The 21,174-nt window shown below is 67.4% G+C and carries 23 protein-coding genes and 1 other RNA gene; 12 read left to right on the top strand and 12 right to left on the bottom strand.

Translation table 11 applies throughout. The features are described 5' to 3' along the window. The first annotated feature begins 5 nt into the window (after positions 1-5). The 8 genes from purH (at position 6) to MKD50_RS11785 (ending at position 7,818) form a co-directional block, all read left to right on the top strand. Positions 6-1,580 (top strand): bifunctional phosphoribosylaminoimidazolecarboxamide formyltransferase/IMP cyclohydrolase, encoded by a 1,575-nt coding sequence (gene purH / locus MKD50_RS11820; RefSeq protein WP_112773754.1) that lies wholly within the window; start codon positions 6-8, stop codon positions 1,578-1,580. 255 nt (positions 1,581-1,835) lie between these two features. Further along, positions 1,836-2,381: a crossover junction endodeoxyribonuclease RuvC gene (gene ruvC, locus MKD50_RS11815; RefSeq protein ID WP_115705922.1), complete on the top strand. Its 546-nt coding sequence runs from the start codon at positions 1,836-1,838 to the stop codon at positions 2,379-2,381. Between the two features lie 81 nt (positions 2,382-2,462). After that, positions 2,463-3,707 (top strand): glycerophosphodiester phosphodiesterase, encoded by a 1,245-nt coding sequence (locus MKD50_RS11810; RefSeq protein ID WP_252667192.1) that lies wholly within the window; start codon positions 2,463-2,465, stop codon positions 3,705-3,707. 70 nt (positions 3,708-3,777) lie between these two features. Continuing rightward, entirely contained in the window at positions 3,778-4,359 is a 582-nt protein-coding gene (gene ruvA, locus MKD50_RS11805; RefSeq protein ID WP_018008807.1) for a Holliday junction branch migration protein RuvA, read from the top strand. A gap of 58 nt (positions 4,360-4,417) precedes the next feature. Further along, the gene (gene ruvB / locus MKD50_RS11800; protein WP_252667191.1) at positions 4,418-5,482 is read left to right on the top strand and encodes a Holliday junction branch migration DNA helicase RuvB; all 1,065 of its coding nucleotides are present in this window, start codon (positions 4,418-4,420) and stop codon (positions 5,480-5,482) included. Between the two features lie 197 nt (positions 5,483-5,679). Continuing rightward, positions 5,680-6,273: a hypothetical protein gene (locus MKD50_RS11795; protein WP_115705916.1), complete on the top strand. Its 594-nt coding sequence runs from the start codon at positions 5,680-5,682 to the stop codon at positions 6,271-6,273. A gap of 44 nt (positions 6,274-6,317) precedes the next feature. Then, positions 6,318-6,902, top strand: coding sequence for a BPSL1445 family SYLF domain-containing lipoprotein (locus MKD50_RS11790; RefSeq protein ID WP_115705914.1), 585 nt, complete (start codon positions 6,318-6,320; stop codon positions 6,900-6,902). Positions 6,903-7,092: 190 nt separating this feature from the next. Continuing rightward, positions 7,093-7,818, top strand: coding sequence for a queuosine precursor transporter (locus tag MKD50_RS11785; RefSeq protein ID WP_115705912.1), 726 nt, complete (start codon positions 7,093-7,095; stop codon positions 7,816-7,818). Between the two features lie 8 nt (positions 7,819-7,826). Here MKD50_RS11785 and MKD50_RS11780 read toward each other — a convergent pair whose 3' ends face one another. From MKD50_RS11780 to tyrS, 4 genes are all read right to left on the bottom strand, one after another. After that, entirely contained in the window at positions 7,827-8,501 is a 675-nt protein-coding gene (locus MKD50_RS11780; protein ID WP_115705910.1) for a histidine phosphatase family protein, read from the bottom strand. 83 nt (positions 8,502-8,584) lie between these two features. Then, on the bottom strand, positions 8,585-9,244 hold the full coding sequence (locus MKD50_RS11775; RefSeq protein ID WP_115705908.1) for a YbhB/YbcL family Raf kinase inhibitor-like protein: 660 nt from the start codon (positions 9,242-9,244) through the stop codon (positions 8,585-8,587). 52 nt (positions 9,245-9,296) lie between these two features. Further along, positions 9,297-9,758: a D-aminoacyl-tRNA deacylase gene (gene dtd, locus MKD50_RS11770; RefSeq protein ID WP_115705906.1), complete on the bottom strand. Its 462-nt coding sequence runs from the start codon at positions 9,756-9,758 to the stop codon at positions 9,297-9,299. Between the two features lie 7 nt (positions 9,759-9,765). Further along, entirely contained in the window at positions 9,766-11,007 is a 1,242-nt protein-coding gene (gene tyrS, locus MKD50_RS11765) for a tyrosine--tRNA ligase (RefSeq protein WP_092307709.1), read from the bottom strand. Positions 11,008-11,267: 260 nt separating this feature from the next. Between tyrS and MKD50_RS11760 the strand changes: the two genes are divergently transcribed. Both MKD50_RS11760 and MKD50_RS11755 read left to right on the top strand, forming a co-directional pair. After that, on the top strand, positions 11,268-12,659 hold the full coding sequence (locus MKD50_RS11760) for a M23 family metallopeptidase (RefSeq protein ID WP_115705904.1): 1,392 nt from the start codon (positions 11,268-11,270) through the stop codon (positions 12,657-12,659). A 49-nt stretch (positions 12,660-12,708) separates the two neighbouring features. Next, positions 12,709-13,794 (top strand): anhydro-N-acetylmuramic acid kinase, encoded by a 1,086-nt coding sequence (locus tag MKD50_RS11755; protein WP_252667258.1) that lies wholly within the window; start codon positions 12,709-12,711, stop codon positions 13,792-13,794. On the opposite strand, the gene MKD50_RS11750 is transcribed toward MKD50_RS11755, so the two are convergent. Continuing rightward, positions 13,782-14,696 carry a LysR substrate-binding domain-containing protein gene (locus MKD50_RS11750; protein WP_252667190.1) on the bottom strand — a complete coding sequence of 305 codons (915 nt, stop codon included), beginning with the start codon at positions 14,694-14,696 and terminating at the stop codon, positions 13,782-13,784. The two genes, MKD50_RS11755 and MKD50_RS11750, sit on opposite strands and share 13 nt — an antisense overlap. Before the next feature lie 89 nt (positions 14,697-14,785). Here MKD50_RS11750 and MKD50_RS11745 point away from each other — a divergent pair, with 89 nt between their 5' ends. Beyond that, positions 14,786-15,583 carry a phytanoyl-CoA dioxygenase family protein gene (locus MKD50_RS11745; protein ID WP_252667189.1) on the top strand — a complete coding sequence of 266 codons (798 nt, stop codon included), beginning with the start codon at positions 14,786-14,788 and terminating at the stop codon, positions 15,581-15,583. A 60-nt stretch (positions 15,584-15,643) separates the two neighbouring features. Here the strand turns inward: MKD50_RS11745 and erpA are convergent, their stop codons facing one another. The 4 genes from erpA to rplM all read right to left on the bottom strand — a co-directional run bounded on the left by erpA (position 15,644) and on the right by rplM (position 17,695). Further along, a complete protein-coding gene (erpA, locus tag MKD50_RS11740; RefSeq protein ID WP_010813904.1) occupies positions 15,644-16,012 on the bottom strand; it encodes an iron-sulfur cluster insertion protein ErpA in 369 nt (122 codons plus the stop codon). Positions 16,013-16,112: 100 nt separating this feature from the next. Then, positions 16,113-16,601 carry a bactofilin family protein gene (locus MKD50_RS11735; protein ID WP_252667188.1) on the bottom strand — a complete coding sequence of 163 codons (489 nt, stop codon included), beginning with the start codon at positions 16,599-16,601 and terminating at the stop codon, positions 16,113-16,115. A 260-nt stretch (positions 16,602-16,861) separates the two neighbouring features. Continuing rightward, positions 16,862-17,254: a 30S ribosomal protein S9 gene (gene rpsI / locus MKD50_RS11730; RefSeq protein WP_012351769.1), complete on the bottom strand. Its 393-nt coding sequence runs from the start codon at positions 17,252-17,254 to the stop codon at positions 16,862-16,864. A gap of 12 nt (positions 17,255-17,266) precedes the next feature. Beyond that, on the bottom strand, positions 17,267-17,695 hold the full coding sequence (rplM, locus tag MKD50_RS11725) for a 50S ribosomal protein L13 (protein ID WP_010813907.1): 429 nt from the start codon (positions 17,693-17,695) through the stop codon (positions 17,267-17,269). Positions 17,696-18,415: 720 nt separating this feature from the next. On the opposite strand from rplM, the gene MKD50_RS11720 reads away from it, so the two are divergent. Beyond that, entirely contained in the window at positions 18,416-18,838 is a 423-nt protein-coding gene (locus MKD50_RS11720) for an OsmC family protein (RefSeq protein WP_115705894.1), read from the top strand. A gap of 55 nt (positions 18,839-18,893) precedes the next feature. Here the strand turns inward: MKD50_RS11720 and rnpB are convergent. From rnpB to pyrC, 3 genes are all read right to left on the bottom strand, one after another. Continuing rightward, an RNA gene (rnpB, locus tag MKD50_RS11715) (RNase P RNA component class A) lies at positions 18,894-19,234 on the bottom strand. 23 nt (positions 19,235-19,257) lie between these two features. Then, complete coding sequence (locus MKD50_RS11710; protein WP_252667187.1) at positions 19,258-20,097, bottom strand: DUF3025 domain-containing protein; 840 nt, start codon at positions 20,095-20,097, stop codon at positions 19,258-19,260. An 11-nt stretch (positions 20,098-20,108) separates the two neighbouring features. Next, positions 20,109-21,143 (bottom strand): dihydroorotase, encoded by a 1,035-nt coding sequence (pyrC, locus tag MKD50_RS11705; protein ID WP_252667186.1) that lies wholly within the window; start codon positions 21,141-21,143, stop codon positions 20,109-20,111. Between the last annotated feature and the right edge of the window lie 31 nt (positions 21,144-21,174).

The raw sequence follows: 21,174 nt of genomic DNA, 5'->3' as shown, positions 1-21,174 counted from the left end.
CAGCCATGATCAAGCAAGCCCTACTCTCCGTTTCCGACAAGACCGGCATCGTCGAATTCGCGCGCGAACTGAACGCGCTCGGCGTCACGCTGCTTTCCACCGGCGGCACCGCCAAGCTGCTGGCCGACAGCGGCCTGCCCGTGACGGAGGTGGCCGACTACACCGGCTTCCCGGAAATGCTCGACGGCCGCGTCAAGACGCTGCACCCCAAGGTCCACGGCGGCATCCTGGCGCGCCGCGACCTGCCCGAGCACATGGCCGCGCTGGCCGAGCACAACATCCCCACCATCGACCTGCTGGTGGTGAACCTGTACCCGTTCCAGCAGACCGTGGCCAAGGATGACTGCACGCTGCCGGACGCGATCGAGAACATCGACATCGGCGGCCCCACCATGCTGCGCTCGGCGGCCAAGAACCACCGCGACGTGACCGTGATCGTCGACCCGGCCGACTACGCCGTGGTGCTCGATGAAATGCGCGCCAACGGCAACAGCGTCGGCTACGACACCAACTTCCGCCTGGCCACCAAGGTGTTCGCGCACACCGCGCAGTACGACGGCGCCATCACCAACTACCTGACCAGCCTCGGCGCCGACAAGTCGCACCAGGCCCGCAGCGCCTACCCGCAGACGCTGAACCTGGCCTTCGACAAGGTCCAGGAAATGCGCTACGGCGAGAACCCGCACCAGTCGGCGGCGTTCTACCGTGACCTGAAGGCGGTCGACGGCGCGCTCGCCAACTATGTGCAGCTGCAGGGCAAGGAGCTGTCGTACAACAACATCGCCGACGCCGATGCCGCGTGGGAGTGCGTAAAGTCGTTCGACGCCGCCGCGGGCGCCGCCTGCGTCATCATCAAGCACGCCAACCCGTGCGGCGTGGCGCTGGGCGCGAGCGCGCTGGAAGCGTATGACAAGGCCTTCAAGACCGACTCGACCTCGGCCTTCGGCGGCATCATCGCCTTCAACGTGGAACTGGACGAAGCCGCCGCGCAGGCGGTGGCCAAGCAGTTCGTCGAGGTGCTGATCGCGCCGTCGTTCAGCGCCGCCGCGCGCGCGGTGTTCGCGGCCAAGCAGAACGTGCGCCTGCTGGAGATTCCGCTGGGCAAGGGCATCAACCAGTTCGACTTCAAGCGCGTCGGTGGCGGCCTGCTGGTGCAGAGCCCGGACGCCAAGAACGTGCAGCCGTCCGAACTGCGCGTGGTGACGCGCCGCCACCCCACCCCGAAGGAAATGGACGACCTGATGTTCGCCTGGCGCGTGGCCAAGTTCGTCAAGTCCAACGCCATCGTGTTCTGCGGCGGCGGCATGACGCTGGGGGTAGGCGCCGGCCAGATGAGCCGCGTCGATTCGGCCCGCATCGCCAGCATCAAGGCGCAGAACGCCGGCCTGACCCTGGCCGGCTCGGCAGTGGCATCGGACGCGTTTTTCCCCTTCCGCGACGGCCTCGACGTGGTGGTCGACGCGGGCGCAACCTGCGTGATCCAGCCGGGCGGCTCGGTGCGCGATGACGAAGTGATCGCCGCCGCCGACGAGCGCGGCATTGCCATGGTGCTGACGGGCACGCGGCATTTCCGGCATTAAGCTTTCCCGCTTGTTTGCTCCCCTCTCCCGCTTGCGGGAGAGGGGCCGGGGGTGAGGGCAGGCGCTGGCATACCACTGACTGTCCTTCGTGGACACTCCCGCCCTCACCCCAACCCTCTCCCGCAAGCGGGAGAGGGTGTACACCGGCAGCAGGCCGCACCTTAGCGGCGCTCGCAAACGGCTCATGGACGCCAGCGCCGCAACCGGCTGCGCAAAAAGCAATACACTAGTCGGCGTCCTCCCTACCCCATCCCCATGCGAATCCTAGGCATCGACCCCGGCCTGCGCACCACCGGCTTCGGCGTGATCGAGAAGCACGGCAACAAGCTTGCCTACGTGGCCTCGGGCACGATCAAGAGCGACGGCAATGCCAACCTGCCGGAGCGGCTGAAGACGCTGTACGACGGCATCAGCGAGGTGTCGCGCACCTACGCGCCCGATTGCGCGGCGATCGAGAAGGTCTTCGTCAACGTCAACCCGCAATCCACGCTGCTGCTCGGCCAGGCCCGCGGCGCGGCGATCTGCGGGCTGGTCGGCTACGGCCTGCCGGTGTTCGAATACACCGCGCTGCAGCTCAAGGTGGCGGTGGTCGGCTATGGCCGCGCCAACAAGGCGCAGGTGCAGGAAATGGTGACTCGGCTGCTGATGCTGCCCGGCCAGCCGGGCAGCGACGCCGCCGATGCGCTGGGCGTGGCGATCTGCCATGCCAACGGCGGCGATACCCTGGGCACGCTGGCCGGACTGGCCCCTGAGCTGGTACGCAAGGGCATGCGCGTGCGGCGCGGCCGCCTGGTCGGCTGAGCAGCGTTCGCGCTGCCGCCGCCGCATGCGCGCTTGCGCGTCTTTTACAATCGGGGCTTGGTCCCACCTCAGGAACGCTGCATGCCTAGCCAGTCCCGACTGCGCGCGCCGCGCCCGCGCGCCAGCCTTGCCCGTGTTGTTGCCGCCTGCCGCCGCTGGCTGTTGCCGACTGTTGCCGCCGCAGCGTGCGCGGTGCTGGCGGCAGGCTGCGCCACCGCGCCCCGCACCAAGCGTGCTGCAGCGCCGGCCCCGCCCGCGCCGGCGCCCGCCGCCAGCGCTCCGGCCACGGTGACAGCGCCGCCGCCCAGGCCGCTGGTAATCGCGCACCGCGGTGCCAGCGCGCTGCGTCCGGAACATACGCTGGCCGCCTACGCCAAGGCGATCGAGGATGGTGCCGACGCGATCGAGCCCGACCTCGTCATGACCCGCGACGGCGTGCTGGTGGCGCGCCACGAGAACGACATCACCGGCACCACCAACGTCGCCGAACTGCCGCAGTTCGCCGAGCGCAAGCGCACCAAGGTGATCGACGGCGAGCGCGTGACCGGCTGGTTCACCGAGGACTTCACGCTGGCCGAACTGAAGACGTTGCGCGCGCGCGAGCGCATCCCGCGCCTGCGCCCGGCCAATGCGCGCCTGAACGACCAGTTCGAGGTGCCGTCCTTCGACGAGATCGTGCGCCTGGCCGAGCAGGCCGCGCTGCGCACCGGCAAACCCGTCGGCATCTATGCAGAACTGAAGCACCCCAGCTATTTCCGCGGCATCGGCCTGCCGCTCGAGGACAAGCTCGCCGCGGCGGTGCGCGCGCAGCCCTACCTGCGCAATGCGCCGGTGTTTATCCAGTGTTTCGAAAGCGGCAGCCTGCGCGCGCTGCGGCGCACGCTGGGCCATGGCTTGCCCAACGTCAAGCTGGTCCAGCTGATCGGCAACCCGCGCAAGGGCCCGGCCGACTGGAAGCTGGCCGGCGACGGCCGCACCTATGGCGATATGCTAAGCGCGACCGGCCTGCGCGAAGTGGCGGCCTACGCCGACGGCATCGGCCCCGAGAAGAGCAGCGTCGTACCGCGCGATGCGCAGGGCGCCCTGGGGGCGCCGACGGCAGTGGTGCAGCAGGCCCATGCCGCCGGCTTGTTCGTGCATCCGTACACCTTCCGCCCGGAGAACAGCTTCCTGCCCAAGGCGCTGCAGAGCGGCGGCGACGAGGCCACGCGCAGCCCGGCGGGCATGGAGCACGAGGTGCAGGCCTTCGTCGCGGCCGGCATCGACGGCTTCTTCACCGACGACCCGGCGCTGGGCCGGCGCGCCGTCGACACGCCGGCGCGCTGAGCCGGCCGCGCGGCCGCCGCGCTACACTGGCGGCCGCCTCTTTCCTGACCTCCTGTTTCTTTCCCGCACCATGATCGGACGCATCGCCGGCACCCTTATCGAGAAGAATCCCCCGCACCTGCTGGTCGACTGCCACGGCGTCGGCTACGAGGTCGACGTGCCGATGAGCACCTTCTACAACCTGCCCGCGGTGGGCCAGCCGGTGACCCTGCTGACGCAGCTGATCGTGCGCGAGGATGCGCACCTGCTGTATGGCTTCGGCAGCGCGGCCGAGCGCAACACCTTTCGCGAGCTGATCAAGATCACCGGCATCGGCGCGCGCATGGCGCTGGCGGTGCTGTCGGGCATGTCCGTGCCCGAGCTGGCGCAGGCGATCACGCTGCAGGAAGCCGGGCGCCTGACGCGCATCCCCGGCATCGGCAAGAAGACCGCCGAGCGCCTGCTGCTGGAGCTCAAGGGCAAGCTGGGCGCGGAACTGGGCCACGCGCCCGGCGCACCGGCGGTGCCCGACAGTGCCGTCGACGTGCTCAATGCGCTGCTGGCGCTGGGCTACTCGGAAAAAGAAGCCGCTGCCGCGATCAAGCAGGTGCCGGCAGGCACCGGGGTGTCGGAGGGCATCAAGCTGGCGCTAAAGGCGCTGTCTAAGGGTTGAGCTTCGGATTGGCGCGTAGAATGGCGCATTGTTGCCGCTGTCCGGGCCCCTGACCACCATGATCGAAACAGACAAGCTTGCCGCCCCCGCCCGCGTGATCGCCGCCACCCCCGCCTCGTCGCACGAGGAGGCGTTCGAGCGCGCACTGCGGCCCAAGCTGCTGGACGAGTATGTCGGCCAGGAAAAGGTGCGCGGGCAGCTGGACATCTTCATGCATGCGGCGCGCAAGCGGCGCGAGGCGCTCGACCACGTGCTGCTGTTCGGCCCGCCCGGGCTGGGCAAGACCACGCTGGCCCACATCATCGCGCGCGAGATGGGGGTCAACCTGCGCCAGACCTCCGGCCCGGTGCTGGAGCGCCCCGGCGACCTCGCCGCGCTGCTCACCAACCTCGAAGCCAACGACGTCCTCTTCATCGACGAAATCCACCGGCTCTCGCCGGTAGTCGAGGAAATCATGTACCCGGCGCTCGAGGACTACCAGATCGACATCATGATCGGCGAGGGCCCGGCGGCGCGCTCGGTCAAGCTGGACCTGCAGCCGTTCACGCTGGTGGGTGCCACCACGCGCGCCGGCATGCTGACCAACCCGCTGCGCGACCGCTTCGGCATCGTCGCGCGGCTGGAGTTCTACACCGCCGATGAGCTGGCCCGCATCGTCAGCCGCTCGGCCCAGCTGCTGCAGGCCCGCATCGATCCGCAAGGCGCGCTCGAAATCGCCCGGCGCGCGCGCGGCACGCCCCGCATCGCCAACCGGCTGCTGCGCCGGGTGCGTGACTATGCCGAGGTCAAGGGCGACGGCACCATCACGCGCGAGATGGCGGATGCCGCACTGGCCATGCTCGACGTCGACCGCGTCGGCTTCGACCTGATGGACCGCAAGCTGCTCGAGGCGGTGCTGCACAAGTTCGGCGGCGGCCCGGTCGGCGTGGACAACCTCGCCGCCGCGATCGGCGAAGAGCGCGACACCATCGAGGACGTGCTCGAACCCTACCTGATCCAGCAGGGCTACCTGCAGCGTACTCCGCGCGGGCGCGTCGCCACTGCGGCGGCCTACCGGCATTTCGGTCTGGCCAGCCCGCAAGGCATGGCCGGGGGTGCTGACGAACTGTTCGGCGACGCCTGAACCCTGCGCCCGCGACGTGGGCTATGGCGCACACGTCGCGATCAATTAAATGTTTTAACTTCCCATCCCAAATTTTTTCGAAGTGGATTGCTGGCTGGTGGCCGATTGTCCACAATGGCTTCATCGGCACCTGCCCGGTGCCATGACGGCTGTGTCCGCCGGGGCACGGTTCCTTTGCAAACCTGTCAAGGAAAGCCATGATCCGCCAGTGTTCCAGCCTGCTCGCCGCATTTCTCGCCCTGGCCGCGTTCAGCGCCGGCAGCGCACACGCCCAGCGCCAGCCGGCGCCGGTCGGCGTGGCCGAAGAAGCGGTCATCAGCGGCAAGATCGTCGATATCGATCCTGAAACCAAGGCGGTGCTGGTGCAGGGCCCGCGCGGCAACGTGGTCGAACTGGTGGGCGGCGACGAGGTCCGCAACTTCGGCCAGATCCGCAAGGGCGACATCCTGACCGTGGCGCGCGGCGCCGCGCTGGTCGCGGCGCTCGAGCCGGTCGACAGCAAGGCGACGGCACTGGCCGAATCGGTCGACCGCACCACGCGTGCGGCCGAGGGCGGCAAGCCCGGCATCATGCGCGAGATCACCACCACGGTGACCGCACAGATCACCAAGGTCGACCCGGCCAAGCGCCTGCTGACCTTCCGCGGCCCGCGCGAGACGCTGCGCACGGTCAAGGTCCAGGACCCCGCCATCGATCTGAATGGCATCAAGCAAGGCCAGATGGCCAAGATCGTCTACCGTGAAGTCGTGGCCATTACGGTCAGGGCGCCAGCGGCAGCCGCAGCAAACTGAGCCACTGAATCAGGCGCGGTACTTTTCCCATCAGGAGGTTACCTATGAATCGTCGCCACTTTGTTACCCGGGTTGCCGGATCGGGCCTGCTCGTTGCGACCGCGATGGCCGCGGGCTGTACCACCACCGGCACCGGGGCGTCCAAAGACCCGGTCGCCAAGAAGCAAGAGATCGACGCGGGCGTCGATGGCGCGCTGAACCGGCTGTACTCCTCGGCCAACGGCTCCCGCGAGCTGGCGCAGCGCGCGCAGGGCATCCTGGTGTTCCCGCGCGTACTGGCAGGCGGCTTTATCGTAGGCGCCGAATACGGCGAAGGCGCGTTGCGCTCGAAGGGCGCGACGGTCGGCTACTACAGCACGACACAGGCCTCGGTCGGGCTGACGGCCGGCGGACAATCCAAGGCCGTCATCATCATGTTCATGACACCCGAGGCTTACAACAAGTTCGTATCCAGCAAGGGCTGGACCGCGGGTGCGGATGCCAACGTGGCGGTGGCGAAGATCGGCGCGGACGGCAGGCTCGACACGCTGACCAGCCAGCAGCCGGTGATCGCCTTCGTGCAGACCAACGCCGGCCTGATGTTCGACGTCTCGGTGAACGGGTCCAAGATCAGCAAGCTGGATATCTGACATCGCGGCGCTGCCACCCTGGGAGGGTCCGCCCCTCCTGGACACGATTCCCGGCTCAGGCCGGGAATTTCTTTTGTGGAGCCCCCTATCGCTGCGCCACACTGCGCCGCCCGGCGTGCGCGAACGCGCCGCGTGCTGGCATAATCGCGCCCAACCCATTGCGCCAGCGCGCACGCGACCGGGAGCCCCCATGTCAGCCATACCCGCCAGCCCGGCCCACGGCGGCCGCGTCTATCGCTACTACGACTTCGTCATGGTGGCCTTCGTCACCGTGCTGCTGTGCTCGAACCTGATCGGCGCGGCCAAGGCGGCGCAGGTGACGCTGCCGCTGATCGGCACGGTCACCTTCGGCGCGGGCGTGCTGTTCTTCCCGATCTCATACATCTTCGGCGACGTGCTGACCGAGGTCTACGGCTACGGGCGCGACCGGCGCGTGGTCTGGGCCGGCTTTGCCGCGCTGGCCTTCGCCACCTTCATGAGCCTGGTGGTGCTGAACATGCCGGTCGCGCCGTTCATGGCGGATTACCAGAAGAGCCTGCAGGACGTGTTCGGCAACACCTGGCGCATTGCGCTCGGCTCGCTGGTGGCGTTCTGCTGCGGCAGCTTTACCAATAGCTACGTGCTGGCCAAGATGAAGCTGTGGACTGCCGGCCGCTGGCTGTGGACGCGCACCATCGGCTCGACGCTGGCCGGCGAGCTGGTGGACTCGTCGCTGTTCTACGTGATCGCCTTCTACGGCATCTGGCCGCTCGAGCAGGTGGTCCAGGTGGCGGTGGCGCAATACGTGCTGAAGACCGGTTGGGAGGTGGTAATGACGCCGGTGACGTACAAGGTGGTGGGCTTCCTGAAACAGGCCGAGAACGAAGACTATTTCGACCGGCATACCAACTTCACGCCGTTCCGCGTCAGGGTCTAGCGCCGCGGCTACGGTACGCGCCGGTCCACCTCGTCCAGCGCCAGGTTTTCCAGGTGGCTGATGTCGCCCCACTGGGCCAGCGTCAGGTGGGTGCTGTCGCTGCGCAGGCGGTTGACGCTGGCATTGAGCAGCTCGTGCTGGCGTGGCGCTTCCAGCGTCATGCCGGTAGCCTCGCGGTAGAGGCAGTCGAGCACGCCGCCGTGCGCGACCAGCGCGATGCGCTCGCCCGGATGCCGGCGCGACAGCGCCAGCACGGCGTCGACCGCGCGTTCGTGGAAGCCCAGCAGCGACTCGCCCTCGGGCGGCGCGTAATCGGGCACACGCGCCTGCCAGCGGGCAAAGTCTTCCGGCAGGTGCTCGGCCACCTCGGCGTAGGTCTTGCCCTGCAGCGAGCCGTAGCTGCGCTCGCGCAGGCGCGCGTCGGCGCGCACCTGCAGCCCCAGCGCCTCGGCCAGCGGCGCGGCGGTTGCCATCGCGCGCGACAGGTCGCTGGAATACACCGCATCGATCGGCTCGCCCGCCAGCGCACTTGCCAGCGCGCGTGCCTGGGCATGGCCGGTCTCGTTCAGCGGAATATCGAGCTGGCCCTGCAGCCGGCGCTCCCGGTTCCAGGCCGTTTCGCCATGGCGGATCACGATCAGGTGGGTAAAGGCCAGCGAATGCGGCCCGGGGCTTTGCGACATGCCGTTTCCTTCGGGGTTGCTGCGGGTGCTTGCTTGGGGCCATGCCGGCCCGGCACCGCGCAGGACGCGGCACCGGCCCGGCTTCAGGCTGCCGACGACTTTGCCAGCTTCGGGTTGAGCGTATAGGTGCCGGTCAGGCTAGCCTGCGCCAGCACGTGGCCCTGGATCGCGTCGCGCACCTGGGTGCCGGTAAAGGTGCCTTCCAGCGGCAGCCGGTCGAGGTCCAGCGCATATAGCGTGAACACGTAGTGGTGCAGCAGCGCGTCGTTCCACGGCGGGCACGGGCCGTCATAGCCGTAGTAGTCGCCCTTCATGTCGGCATCGCCGGCAAACCAGCCGGTGTAGTCGTTGATGCCGTGGCGCAGACCGCCGGCGGTGGCGGTGCCGCCGGTGGCTTCCGGCCCCGGCTTGCCGCGCGCGATCACGCCGTCGCTGTGCGAGCCGGCGGCGATCGAGGTCAGGCCGGGCGGGATGTCTACCAGCACCCAGTGGAAGAAGTCCACGCGCGGCAGCGAGGCCGGCACTTCGCGGCCTTCCTGGTTGACGTCGTCGCCCTTGCTGGGCACGTCGCGGTCATGGCAGATCAGCACGAACGAGCGCGTCTCGGCCGGCGCGTCTTCCCAGTGCAGGTCGGGATTGCGGTTGTTCGACAGGGCCACGTGGGCGGCGGCGTCGGGCACGCAGAAGGCGAACTCGCCGGGGATCGGCGCGTTGTCTTGGAAGGACTTGCTCCAGAGTTTCATTGGTCTCTCCTGTCTTGATGCCGCGCCGGGGACGCGGCAGCTTGGAATCGGTTCAGGGCGGCGCCACGCGCAGCCAGAAGGTGACCGGACCGTCGTTGATCAGGCTGACCTGCATCATCGCGCCGAACTCGCCGGTCTGCACCTGCGGATGCGCCGCGCGCGCCTGCGCGACGAAATGCTCGTACAGGCGGCGGCCGTCCTCGGGCGAGGCCGCGGGGGTAAAGCTCGGCCGCGTGCCGCTGTTGGTATCGGCCGCCAGCGTGAACTGCGACACCACCAGCAGCCCGCCCGGATTGCCGTTGCCGTCCATGTTCTGCACCGGCAGGTTCATCTTGCCGTCCGCATCGGAAAACACCCGGTACGACAACATCTTGGCCAGCAGCCGCTCGGCCTGCGCCTCGGTGTCGCCACGCTCGGCGCAGACCAGTGCCAGCAGGCCGGCGCCGATCTCGCCGGTGGTGCGGCCTGCAACCGTGACGCGGGCCTGGGCCACCCGCTGGATCAGCGCGATCATCGCCGCCTCAGGCCAGCGTCACGCGCGCGAAGCGGCGCTTGCCGACCTGCACGACGTAGGTGCCCGCGGCCACCTTGGTAGCCTTGTCGCTTACGGTGGCGCCGTCGATCTTGACGCCGCCCTGCTCGATATTGCGGTTGGCTTCCGAGGTCGACGGCACCAGGTTGGCCTGCTTGAGCAGTTGCGCGATGCCCAGCGGCGCGCCTGCCAGGCTCACCGCCGGGATGTCGTCCGGCACGCCGCCGCGGGCGCGGTGGTTGAAGTCTTCCAGCGCCTTCTCGGCATCGGCCTGGCTGTGGAAGCGCGCCACGATCTCCTGCGCCAGCAGCACCTTGCAGTCGCGCGGATTGCGGCCGGCGGCGATCTCCTGCTTCATCAGGTCGATCTCGCTCATCGGGCGGAACGACAGCAGCGTGAAGTACTGCCACATCAGGTCGTCCGAGATGCTCATCAGCTTGCCGAACATCTCGTTCGGGGCCTCGGTCACGCCCACGTAGTTGCCCTTGGACTTGGACATCTTCTCGACCCCGTCCAGGCCCACCAGCAGCGGCATGGTCAGGATGCACTGCGGCTCCTGGCCGTATTCCTTCTGCAGCTCGCGCCCCACCAGCAGGTTGAACTTCTGGTCGGTGCCGCCCAGTTCCAGGTCGGACTTCAGCGCCACCGAGTCGTAGCCCTGCATCAGCGGGTAGAGGAACTCGTGCACGGAAATCGGAATGCCGGAGCGGAAGCGCTTGGTGAAGTCGTCGCGCTCCATCATGCGCGCCACGGTGTACTTGGCCGCCAGCTGGATCATGCCGCGCGCGCCGAGCGGATCGCACCACTCGCTGTTGTAGCGGATCTCGGTGCGGGCCGGGTCGAGCACCAGGCTGGCCTGGCGGTAGTAGGTCTGGGCGTTGGCCTCGATCTGCTCGCGCGTGAGCGGCGGGCGCGTGCTGTTGCGGCCCGACGGATCGCCGATGGTCGAGGTGAAGTCGCCGATCAGGAAGATCACCTGGTGGCCGAGGTCCTGCAGCTGGCGCAGCTTGTTCAGCACCACGGTGTGGCCGATATGGATGTCGGGCGCGGTCGGGTCCAGGCCCAGCTTGATGCGCAGCGGCACGCCGGTGGCCTCGCTGCGCGCCAGCTTCTGCGCCCACTCCGCTTCGATCAGCAGCTCGTCGCAGCCGCGCCTGGAGATTTCCAGGGCCTGCATCACCGAGGGCGTCAGGGGGTATTTGGCCGGTGCGGCCGAGGCAACTTCAGTCATCACGTAAGTCTTTGAAATACTTGAAATTTTAGGAAATCTGCCGACAGCCGCCAGGGCCGGATTTTGGTATAATCCGCGTTTCCAGGCGCCAGCGGAAGCCTTTCCGGTGCGCCACCCGTCACTTTGCAAGCACTTTGCACAGCAAGGCAGGCGGCCAAAATTACTGAATACTGACAGCACGCGCCGCACCTCGGGGGAGGAAGGCAGACGAGACACATCGTCCCCGGCAGCGGGCTCAGACCAAGGTTGAATTTTACGTGATGTGGTCCAGACTCCGCGAAGTTTTCGCGCGTGAGCTGGTGGTGCTGGTCGATCCGACCAACCCCCAGCATGCGCGGCGGCGCAAACAACTGACGGCCTCGGTCGGTGCGATCTTCACGCTCGGCATGGCCGCGGCCATGGGTGTCGCACCCCGCAGCGCCTACGACGATCCGCGTGCGCCCCGCACCCAGCAGGCCCTGCGCATGCCCGACGTGCGCGAACAACTCGAACAGCTTACCGACAGCCAGGCCGTGTACGTGCGCGAAGAGCGCATGCAGCGCGGCGACACCATTGCCAGCCTGCTCAAGCGCCTGGGCGTGGACGATGCCGACGCGCAGGCGTTCATCGTCAAGAACCCCACCGCGCGCGGCCTGTTCAACCTGAACCCGGGCCAGGCGGTGCAGGCGGAAATCGACGAGAGCAACACGCTGGTGTCGCTGCAGGCCAACCTCGGCGGCGACGCCGCGGCCTCGCGCGAGCTGGTGATCGAGCGCGTGCGCGCCGCCAGCGGCGACACCGCCGCCGCCTACAAGGCCAAGGTGCAGCGCGTCGACAACGACGTGCACTACGAGATGGCCTCGGGCGCGATTTCCGCGGGCGGCTTCTTCAAGGCCATGGACGCGGCCAACGTGCCCGACGAAGTGGTGCAGCAGATGCTGTCGATCTTCTCCGGCGTGATCGACTTCCACCACGACATCGCCGGCGGCGACCGCTTCCGCATCATCTATGAAGCGGGCTTCCGCGACGGCACCTTCGTGCGCAACGGCCGCGTGGTCGCGCTCGAGCTGATCAACCGCAACCAGCTGCACCAGGCGCTGTGGTTCGCGCCCGAGGGCAGCAAGGACGGCGGCGCCTACTACACCTTCGACGGGCGCAGCATGAAGCGGCCGTTCCTGCGTTCGCCGGTGGAGTTCTCTCGCGTGTCGTCGGGCTTCGGCGGCCGCGAGCATCCGCTGCATCATGACTGGGCCCAGCACAAGGGCGTGGACTTCGCCGCCCCCACCGGCACCAAGGTGCTGGCCACCGGCGACGGCATGGTCGAGTTCGTCGGCCAGCAGAACGGCTACGGCAACATCGTCATCCTGTCGCACCCCAACGGCTACTCCACCTATTACGCGCACCTGTCCGGCTTTGCCGGCATGCGCCAGGGGCAGACGGTGCGCCAGGGCCAGCTGATCGGCTATGTCGGCGCGACCGGCTGGGCCACCGGCCCGCACCTGCACTACGAGTTCCGCTTCAACGACGTGCCGCAGAACCCGCTGACCGTCACGCTGATGGAATCGCCTCCGCTGACCGGCAAGTCGCGCCAGGAATTCCTGACCTACACCAGCGGGCTGCTCAGCCGCATCAACGCGCTGCGCACCTATAACGTGCTGACCGCCGCCAACTGACACGTCCATCGTGATCCCCGCGCCCGGCAGCGAACGCTACATCGGCATCATGTCCGGCACCAGCATGGACGGTGCCGACGCGGTGCTGGTCGATTTCAGCGGCGCGCGCCCCGCGGTGCTTGCGGCCGCCAGCCAGCCCTTCCCCGACACGCTGCGCGCCGCGTTCGGCGCCCTGCAGCAGCCGGGCGAGGACGAGATCCACCGCGAGGCCCTGGCGGCCAACGCGCTGGCGCAGGTCTACGCCGACTGCGTCGCCGCGCTGTTGCGCGAGGCGCGCATCGATGCCGCCTCGGTGACCGCCATCGGCGCCCACGGACAGACCATCCGCCACCGGCCCGGCCTCTACGACGGCATCGGCTATACCCGCCAGAGCCAGCATCCGGCGCGGCTGGCAGAGCTGGCCGGCATCGACGTGGTGGCGGACTTCCGCAGCCGCGACCTCGCCGCCGGTGGACAGGGCGCGCCGCTGGTGCCGGCGCTGCACCACGCGCTGTTCGGCAGCGAGGCCGAGACCCGCGTGGCGTGCAATATCGGCGGCATCTCCAACATCAGCATCCTGCCGGCAGCGGGGCCCGTCAGCGGTTTCGACTGCGGGCCGGGCAATGCGCTGCTCGACTACTGGATCGGCCGCCACCGCGGCCTGGCCTTCGACAGCAACGGCGACTGGGCCGCCAGCGGGCGGGTCGACGCCGCGCTGCTGGCGCAGTGCCTGGCCGAGCCCTACTTCAGCGCCGCGCCGCCCAAGAGCACCGGGCGCGACCTGTTCCATTCCGGCTGGCTGGAAGCGCGGCTGGCGGCGTTCCCGCAACTGCCGCCGGCCGACGTGCAGGCCACCCTGGCGGCGCTGACCGCCGAGGCCATCGCGCGCGACGTGCGCAGCAGCGCGCCCGATGCGCTGCGGCTGATCGTCTGCGGCGGCGGCGCCCGCAATGCCTTCATGATGGCGCGGCTGGCGCAGGCCCTGCCCGGCGTGGCCATCGAGACCTCCGCCGACTATGGCGTGCCGGTGTCGCAGGTCGAAGCCATCGCCTTTGCCTGGCTCGCGCGCCAGTGCCTGATGCGTCTGCCCGGCAACGTCCCCACCGTGACCGGCGCCGCCGGGCCGCGCGTGCTGGGTGCGATCTACCCGCGCTGAACCGCGGCGCCGCCCTCCCCTGCATCGACCCAATCCATGAACGCCTGCGCCAGCGGCGATGCCCGCATGGCCGGCGAATGCGCCAGCACCACGCGCTGCGGCGTCACCGGCTCGCGCAGCGGCCGGCAGGCGATCGGCACGCCATCATAGCTGTGGTCGCCCGCGGGCCGCGTGCACGAGAGCGCCACCCCATAGCCGTGCGCCACCAGTCCGCGCTGCATCTCGAAGGTCTGCGTGTACTGGTGCAGCGCCGGGTGCAGCCCTTGGGCCCAGAACAATGACAGGAAGTATTCGCGGGTCTGTGGGATGTCCTCGAGGATCAACCGCTCGGCGGCCAGGTCGGCCAGGCTGACCTCGGCGCTGCTGGCCAGCGGATGGGTGGCCGGCAGCAGTGCATAGGGCGCCAGTTCCGCCAGCGTGCGGCGTTCGGTGCGGTCGTCGAGTCCCAGTTCATAGGTCACCGCCAGCTCCGCCTTGCCGGCCTGCAAGGTGCGATGGACGGTGGCGAGATCGGCCTCGAACAGCGTCACCGAGATGCCGGGATGGCGCTGTCGCAGTCCCGCCAGAAGGCGCGGCACGAAATACGGACCCAGGTCCTGGAAGCAGGTCAGCGACAGCTGGCCGCTCAGGCCTATACCTGCACCATCATCGACGGCAAGCCCCGCCGCCAGCGCCAGCACGTCGCGGGCCTTGCCCAGCAGGCGCTGCCCGGCCGGGGTCAGCGACAGCCCGCGGCTGACCTGCCGCCTGAACAACGGCTCGCCCAGCGAGTCCTCGAGTTGGGCGATCGCGGTCGATACCGACGGCTGCGACACATGGCGCGCCCGGGCCGCGGCGCTGATGCTGCCGTGCTCGGCGGCGGCGACGAAGTACTCGAGCTGGCGGAAGGAGAAAGGGATCATGATTTCCTATATCGCAACATAGGAAATATATGCTTTTCCTATCCCTCGCGCTTGGTGATACTGGGTCCATCGCCCCCACACCTATCGACATGGACATCACCCCGGAACAGATCGACACCTACCAGCGCGACGGCGTGCTGGTCTTGCGCGGCGCCTTTACCGACTGGATCGAGCGCTTGCGCGAAGGCTTCGCGCAGAACCTGGCCGAGCCGGGTCCCTTTGCCATCGAAAATGTCCGCGCCGGCGAGGCTGGGCGCTTCTTCGAAGACTATTGCAACTGGCAGCGCATCGCCCCGTTCGCGGCCTTTATCCGCGAGTCGGCCGCGGCCGGGATCGCCGGACGCCTCATGCAGTCGCAGGCGGTACAGGTGTTCCACGAGCACATCCTGGTCAAGGAACCCGGCACCGCCAAGCCGACGCCATGGCACCAGGACCTGCCCTACTACTGCGTCGACGGCACCCAGACCGCGAGCTACTGGATTCCGCTGGACCCGGTCACGCAGGCCAACACGCTGCGCGTGGTGGCCGGCTCGCATCGCTGGCCGCGGCTGGTGCGGCCCAAGCGCTGGGCCAGCAACGAGAACTTCTATGGCGGCGACGATGCCTTCATGGAGATGCCCGACGTGGAGGACGGCAGCCACACGCTGCTGGCGCCGGAACTGGAACCGGGCGATGCGGTGGTGTTCGACTTCCGCACCGTGCACGGTGCCGCCGGCAATACCGGCAGCGGACGGCGGCGAGCGTTCTCGGCCCGCTTCCTCGGCGACGACGTGCGCTTCATGCAGCGGCCCGGGCGCACGTCGCCGCCGTTCCCCGGCATCGGCCACCAGACCGGCGAGCGCCTGCGCGAAGACTGGTTTCCGGTGGTCTGGCGCGCCGCGCAGTAGCGCGGCGCGGCAAAGAAAAAACGCACCCGCAGGTGCGTTTTTTTGTGCAAGCGGGATCGCTCAGACCGAGAACGACGAGCCGCAACCGCAGGTGGTCGAAGCGTTCGGGTTCTTGATCACGAACTGAGCGCCGTTGATGTCTTCCTTGTAGTCGATCTCGGCGCCCACCAGGTACTGGTAGCTCATCGAGTCGATCAGCAGGGTGACGCCGTTCTTGACCATGGTGGTGTCGTCTTCGTTGACTTCCTCGTCGAAGGTGAAGCCGTACTGGAAGCCTGAGCAGCCGCCGCCCTGCACGAACACGCGCAGTTTCAGCTCGGCATTGCCCTCTTCCTCGATCAACTGCTTGACCTTGTCGGCGGCGCTGTCGGTAAAGACGAACGGTGCCGGCACGTCCTCGGTAACGGGTGCCTCTGCGACTGCGTTCATGGGGTGTTCTCCTGTTTAGATACGCCTGTATTCTAAGCGCTACTGGGAAATCGTGCCGAAACCTTGTGTTTTCAAGGGGTTCCCGGCATCGAAGTCGCCGCTACGCGGCCTTTTCAGTGGGACTGGCTTCGGCGGCGGGAGTTTCGCCGGCGATGGCAGCCTCGCTATCGGCCGCTTCGGTCACTTCCGCCAGCGGCGCCGCCTCGACCAGGTTCGGCAGCGCCTTGACTTCGGCCTGCACCAGCGGCATCAGACGGCCCTCGACCAGCGCGCCCTGGTGCATTTCGAGCGCGGCATAGCGCACGTCCCCCAGCACCCGCGCCTGCGGCTGCAACTCCAGCAGGTCGCCGGCGTGCACCGGGCCCTTGACGGTGCCGTTCAGCACCAGATGGCCGACGCTGATCTCGCCCTCGACCATGCCCTTCTCGCTGACCACCAGCATGCTGGGCTTGCCCGGCTCCGCGGTCACATTGCCGCGCACGCGCCCATCCAGGCGCAGGCCTCCGGCAAACACCACGTCGCCATCGATGGCGGTGTCTGCGCCAATCAGCGTGTCGATCGAAAGGCCCTTCTTCTTGGAAAACAGCATGACTCACACTCCTCTCTCGTTCGTGCCAGGCTGGCCTGCCCATGGCGCAACCGCATCGGCAAGCCGGACTCGCCGTCGGCGACAGGGCGTGATTGTAGCCGCGTGCGGCCGGATACCCCACAAAAGTATGGCGGCCTGCTCACTATGACGGCAGCACCCTGCCGCTTCCTTAGCCTATGGACGAAAAAAAAACCGCACGGCCAGCGTGCGGTTTTTCTGGTTTCGCAAGATCCGGCAGGGGCCGGACCCGCGAAAACGCATCAGCGCTTCGAGAACTGCTTGCGACGACGCGCCTTGTGGAAGCCGACCTTCTTACGCTCGACCTCACGTGCATCGCGCGTGACGTAGCCAGCCTTCGACAGGGCCGACTTCAGGGTCGCATCGTAGTCGATCAGGGCACGGGTGATGCCGTGGCGCACTGCGCCGGCCTGGCCGGTTTCGCCGCCGCCGGTGACGTTGACCTTGATGTCGAACGTTTCAGCGTGAGCGGTCAGTTCCAGCGGCTGGCGCACGATCATCAGCGAGGTTTCGCGAGCGAAATACTCTTTGATGGGCTTGCCGTTGACGACGATGTCGCCCTTGCCCGACTTGATGAAGACACGTGCCACAGCGCTCTTGCGGCGGCCAGTACCGTAATTCCAGTTACCGATCATGGATTGGCCTCCTTAGATTTCCAGCGCCTTGGGCTGCTGCGCTTCGTGCGGATGCTCGGCTTCGGCATAAACCTTCAGCTTCTTGATCATCGCGTAGCCCAGCGGACCCTTCGGCAGCATGCCCTTGACAGCCTTTTCCAGGGCACGGCCCGGGAAACGCTGCTGCATCTTGCCGAACGTCGTTTCGTAGATACCGCCCGGGTAGCCCGAATGGCGATAGTACTTCTTGTCCGTTTCCTTGGTACCCGTGACACGCAGCTTGGCTGCGTTGACGATGATGATGTAATCACCGGTGTCGACGTGCGGAGTGAATTCCGGCTTGTGCTTGCCGCGCAGACGGCGTGCCACTTCGCTGGCAACACGGCCGAGGACTTTGTCCGTCGCGTCAATCACGTACCAGTCGCGCTTTACCTCATGAGGCTTGGCGGAAAAGGTCTTCATGATTTTTCCTGACTATTGGTTCGTGCCCGTAATCCGACTCGCGAAGGCTTGTGCTCGCCCCTGCAAGTCTTGTGGCCCCCCGTGAGGGTGGCCGATTGCTGTCTTCTTCTTCCGCGGGCATGACGGAAAAGCCCTCGATTATACTGGCGGGCGTGGGGAGCGCACAAGCAAAGACTTAAGTTTTCGTCAAGATCAACGCCGATCGCTGCGGTTCTGGGCCGCCCAAGGCACTCGCAGGACCGGCGCAGTTTGTTCAGGCGAAAAAAAACCCAAGCGTTTGAGCTTGGGTTTGAATCCACCAAAGGAGGAGGGTGGAGGAGACACCTGGAGATCGACGGAGGGACCTGGCGGGCGGTGCGGAGGGCTTGGCCTGGGGCTTCGCTTTCGCACTCTGGCGCGCTGTCTGCGCCGTCGTTCAATGATTGGAATTATACCTAGGGTTTGTCCGGATGCAAGGGAAATTTGCAGTGCGAAATCTGATTTCGTATTACGAAACGCTACCATCCCCCTGCCCGCCTTGAATCTTTCCTTAAAAATCAATACCTTATGGAATCAATGAAGGTGTCACCGCCGCGACATACTAGAGGAAACCCTCAGGTTTTCTAAGGTTATCGGCGGCGATGTCCCAAACTTTACCTTGCCATATACTGGGAAAAGCAAGATTCGAGATCACGCGTTTGTGATCGCAAACCGACAAACCGAAGCACAGGAACGAACAAAATGGAATGCAAAGTAACATGGATGGGCGCCGATGGCATGAGCTTCGTTGCCCAGACCGGCAGCGGCCACATCGTTGCCATGGACGGCGCCCCGGAAGGTGGCGGCCACAACCTGGCCCCGCGGCCCATGGAAATGGTGCTGCTGGGCACCGGCGGCTGCACCGCCTATGACGTGGTGCTGATCCTCAAGCGCGGCCGCCAGGACGTTACCGGCTGCAGCGTGCAGCTGCAGGCCGAACGCGCCGGCGAAGATCCCAAGGTGTTCACCCGCATCAACTTCCATTTTGTGGTCACCGGCAAGAATCTCAACCCCGCCACGGTCGAGCGCGCGATCAAGCTGTCGCACGAAAAGTACTGCTCGGCGTCGATCATGCTGGCCAAGACGGCCGAGCTCACGCACACGCTGGAAATCGTCGAAGGCTGATGGAAGTTTGGCCGGCCCGGTGCGCCGCGCGGGCGCCGGGTCGTGCCGATGACTGAAGCAAAGCAGGCCGATAAGCCGGATTCTGTGCGCCCCGCCCGCCTTGCGGCGCGCAGCGCGTGACAACCATTCCTCTAGGCCGGCTGTTACCAGCCGGCTCCAGCTCCCTACCCGCAGACTCAGCGGGCCGCTTCATCGCCTGCCTATTTGGGATTGCTCCAGGTGGAGGTTACCGCGTTTCACCCTTCCCGCCGGGCGAACCCGGCGGCAAGACTCGTCTCTGTGGCCCTATTCCGCACGTTGCCGTGGATGGCTGTTAGCCAACACCCTGCCCTGTGGAGTCCGGACTTTCCTCCCCCTGCACCTTGCGGTACAGGCAGCGGTTGCCTGGCCTGCTTTGCGGGCCGCAGTCTAACACCGATTCAATCGGGTTGCCGGCGTATATCCCGCATGCGCCCGGGCCGGAACACCGTGGGGTCGGCATAGAAGTCAGGGGATGCGTTGTCGTCACACCATCCCGGGATCCCCATGACCGGCAGCGGCGCAAAGCAACGCCCGCCGCGCAGCCTGCCGGCGGCCGCCGATTCTTGCAGCGACAACGCCACCGCCTTGTCCAGCTCGCCCTGCGCCACCAGCGGCAGCGTCCAGGCATGTGCGGTCACGGCCTTGTACGGCCGCACCAGCTTTTCCAGCAGAGCATGGCCAAACGGCACCACTCTGCAGGCGGTGCCCCACGCGTGCCGGCGCCCGACAAAGAGCCGCTGCCAGGCAAACCCGCGCAGCGCTTCGGCATGTTCGTCGTCTTCGCTCAGGAACAGTACCGCGTTCTCATCGAACAGCGTGGCCGCGTCGCGTACACCGCCGCGCGCAGTCCGGACGCCTTCGCGCGCGATCACCGCGGCCTGGATCTGGTTGAGCACGCGCTTGGCCTGAGGGAAATGCAGCCAGACCAGGGCGTTGAAGAAATCATGGAGATTGTCGCGCGTCGGGACCTCGCCCGTGGCGTCGATATGCGCTTCATAGGCGCTGCCTTCGGGCAAGGCCAGTTGCGGGACAAAGCGCAGCGGGAGGCCGCGCGCGTTGTGCAGGCCCAGCGCTACGGACTCGGCGTCGAGCAGCCCGCGCAGGTCGGCCCCGCCCTGCACTGCCGCGGCAAGGGCTGCGCCGCGCGCGGCAAAGGGTTGGAACCATGGCCGGGACCAGTCCACCCCGGCCAGCACGGCGGCGAAGGATTCGCTCGCCGCGGTCGTCCCGTCTTGCAACGTCGAGTTGATCAGCGTGCCTTCCAGCGCAGCGTCTCGCCACCGCGCAGCGGCACCAGCGTGGTGTCGCCGTAGGCCAGCTCGGCCGGCAGTTGCCAGTCCTCGCGCTCCAGCGTCAGCGTGCCGGTATTGCGCGGCAGGCCGTAGAAGGCCGGGCCGTTGAAGCTGGCGAAGGCTTCCAGCTTGTCGAGCGCGCCGGCGGCGTCGAAGGCTTCGGCATACAGCTCCATCGCGTGCAGCGCGGTGTAGCAGCCGGCGCAGCCGCAGGCGTGCTCCTTCAGGCCGCGCGCGTGCGGCGCGCTGTCCGTGCCCAGGAAGAAGCGCTCGCTGCCCGAGGTGGCGGCCGCCACCAGCGCCTCGCGATGGGTTTCGCGCTTGAGCACCGGCAGGCAGTAATAGTGCGGGCGGATGCCGCCGGTAAAGATGGCGTTGCGGTTGTAGAGCAGGTGGTGCGCGGTGATGGTGGCGCCGACCGGGCCACTCGCGTCGCGCACGTACTGTGCCGCATCCTTGGTAGTGATGTGCTCGAACACCACCTTCAGTTCAGGCATGTCGCGGCGCAGCGGCGTCATCACCTGCTCGATGAACACGGCCTCGCGGTCGAAGATATCGATGGCCGGGTCGGTCACTTCGCCGTGCACAAGCAGCGGCAGGCCGGCGCGCTGCATCGCTTCCAGCGCCGGATAGCAGCGGCGGATATCGGTCACGCCGGCGTCGCTGTTGGTGGTGGCGCCCGCCGGGTATAGCTTGACGCCGTGCACGAAGCCGCTGGCCTTGGCCGCCGCGATTTCCTCGGGACTGGTGTTGTCGGTCAGGTACAGCGTCATCAGCGGCTCGAACTGCATGCCGGCCGGCAGCGCCGCCAGGATGCGGGCGCGATACGCCTGTGCCTGCGCCACCGTGGTCACCGGCGGCTTCAGGTTGGGCATGATGATGGCGCGGGCGAACTGGCGGGCGGTGTCAGGCAGCACGGCAGCCAGCGCCGCGCCGTCGCGCAGGTGCAGGTGCCAGTCGTCCGGGCGGGTAATGGTGAGCTTCTGGGTCATGGCTAGCTTGGGGCCGGCCGCGGGCGGCGGC

This window comes from Cupriavidus mimosae (genome assembly GCF_023952485.1).
GTDB classification, from domain to species: Bacteria; Pseudomonadota; Gammaproteobacteria; order Burkholderiales; family Burkholderiaceae; genus Cupriavidus; species Cupriavidus taiwanensis_C.
The sequence above is the reverse complement of the archived record's forward strand: the minus strand, read 5'-3'. Positions and strand labels throughout refer to the sequence as shown.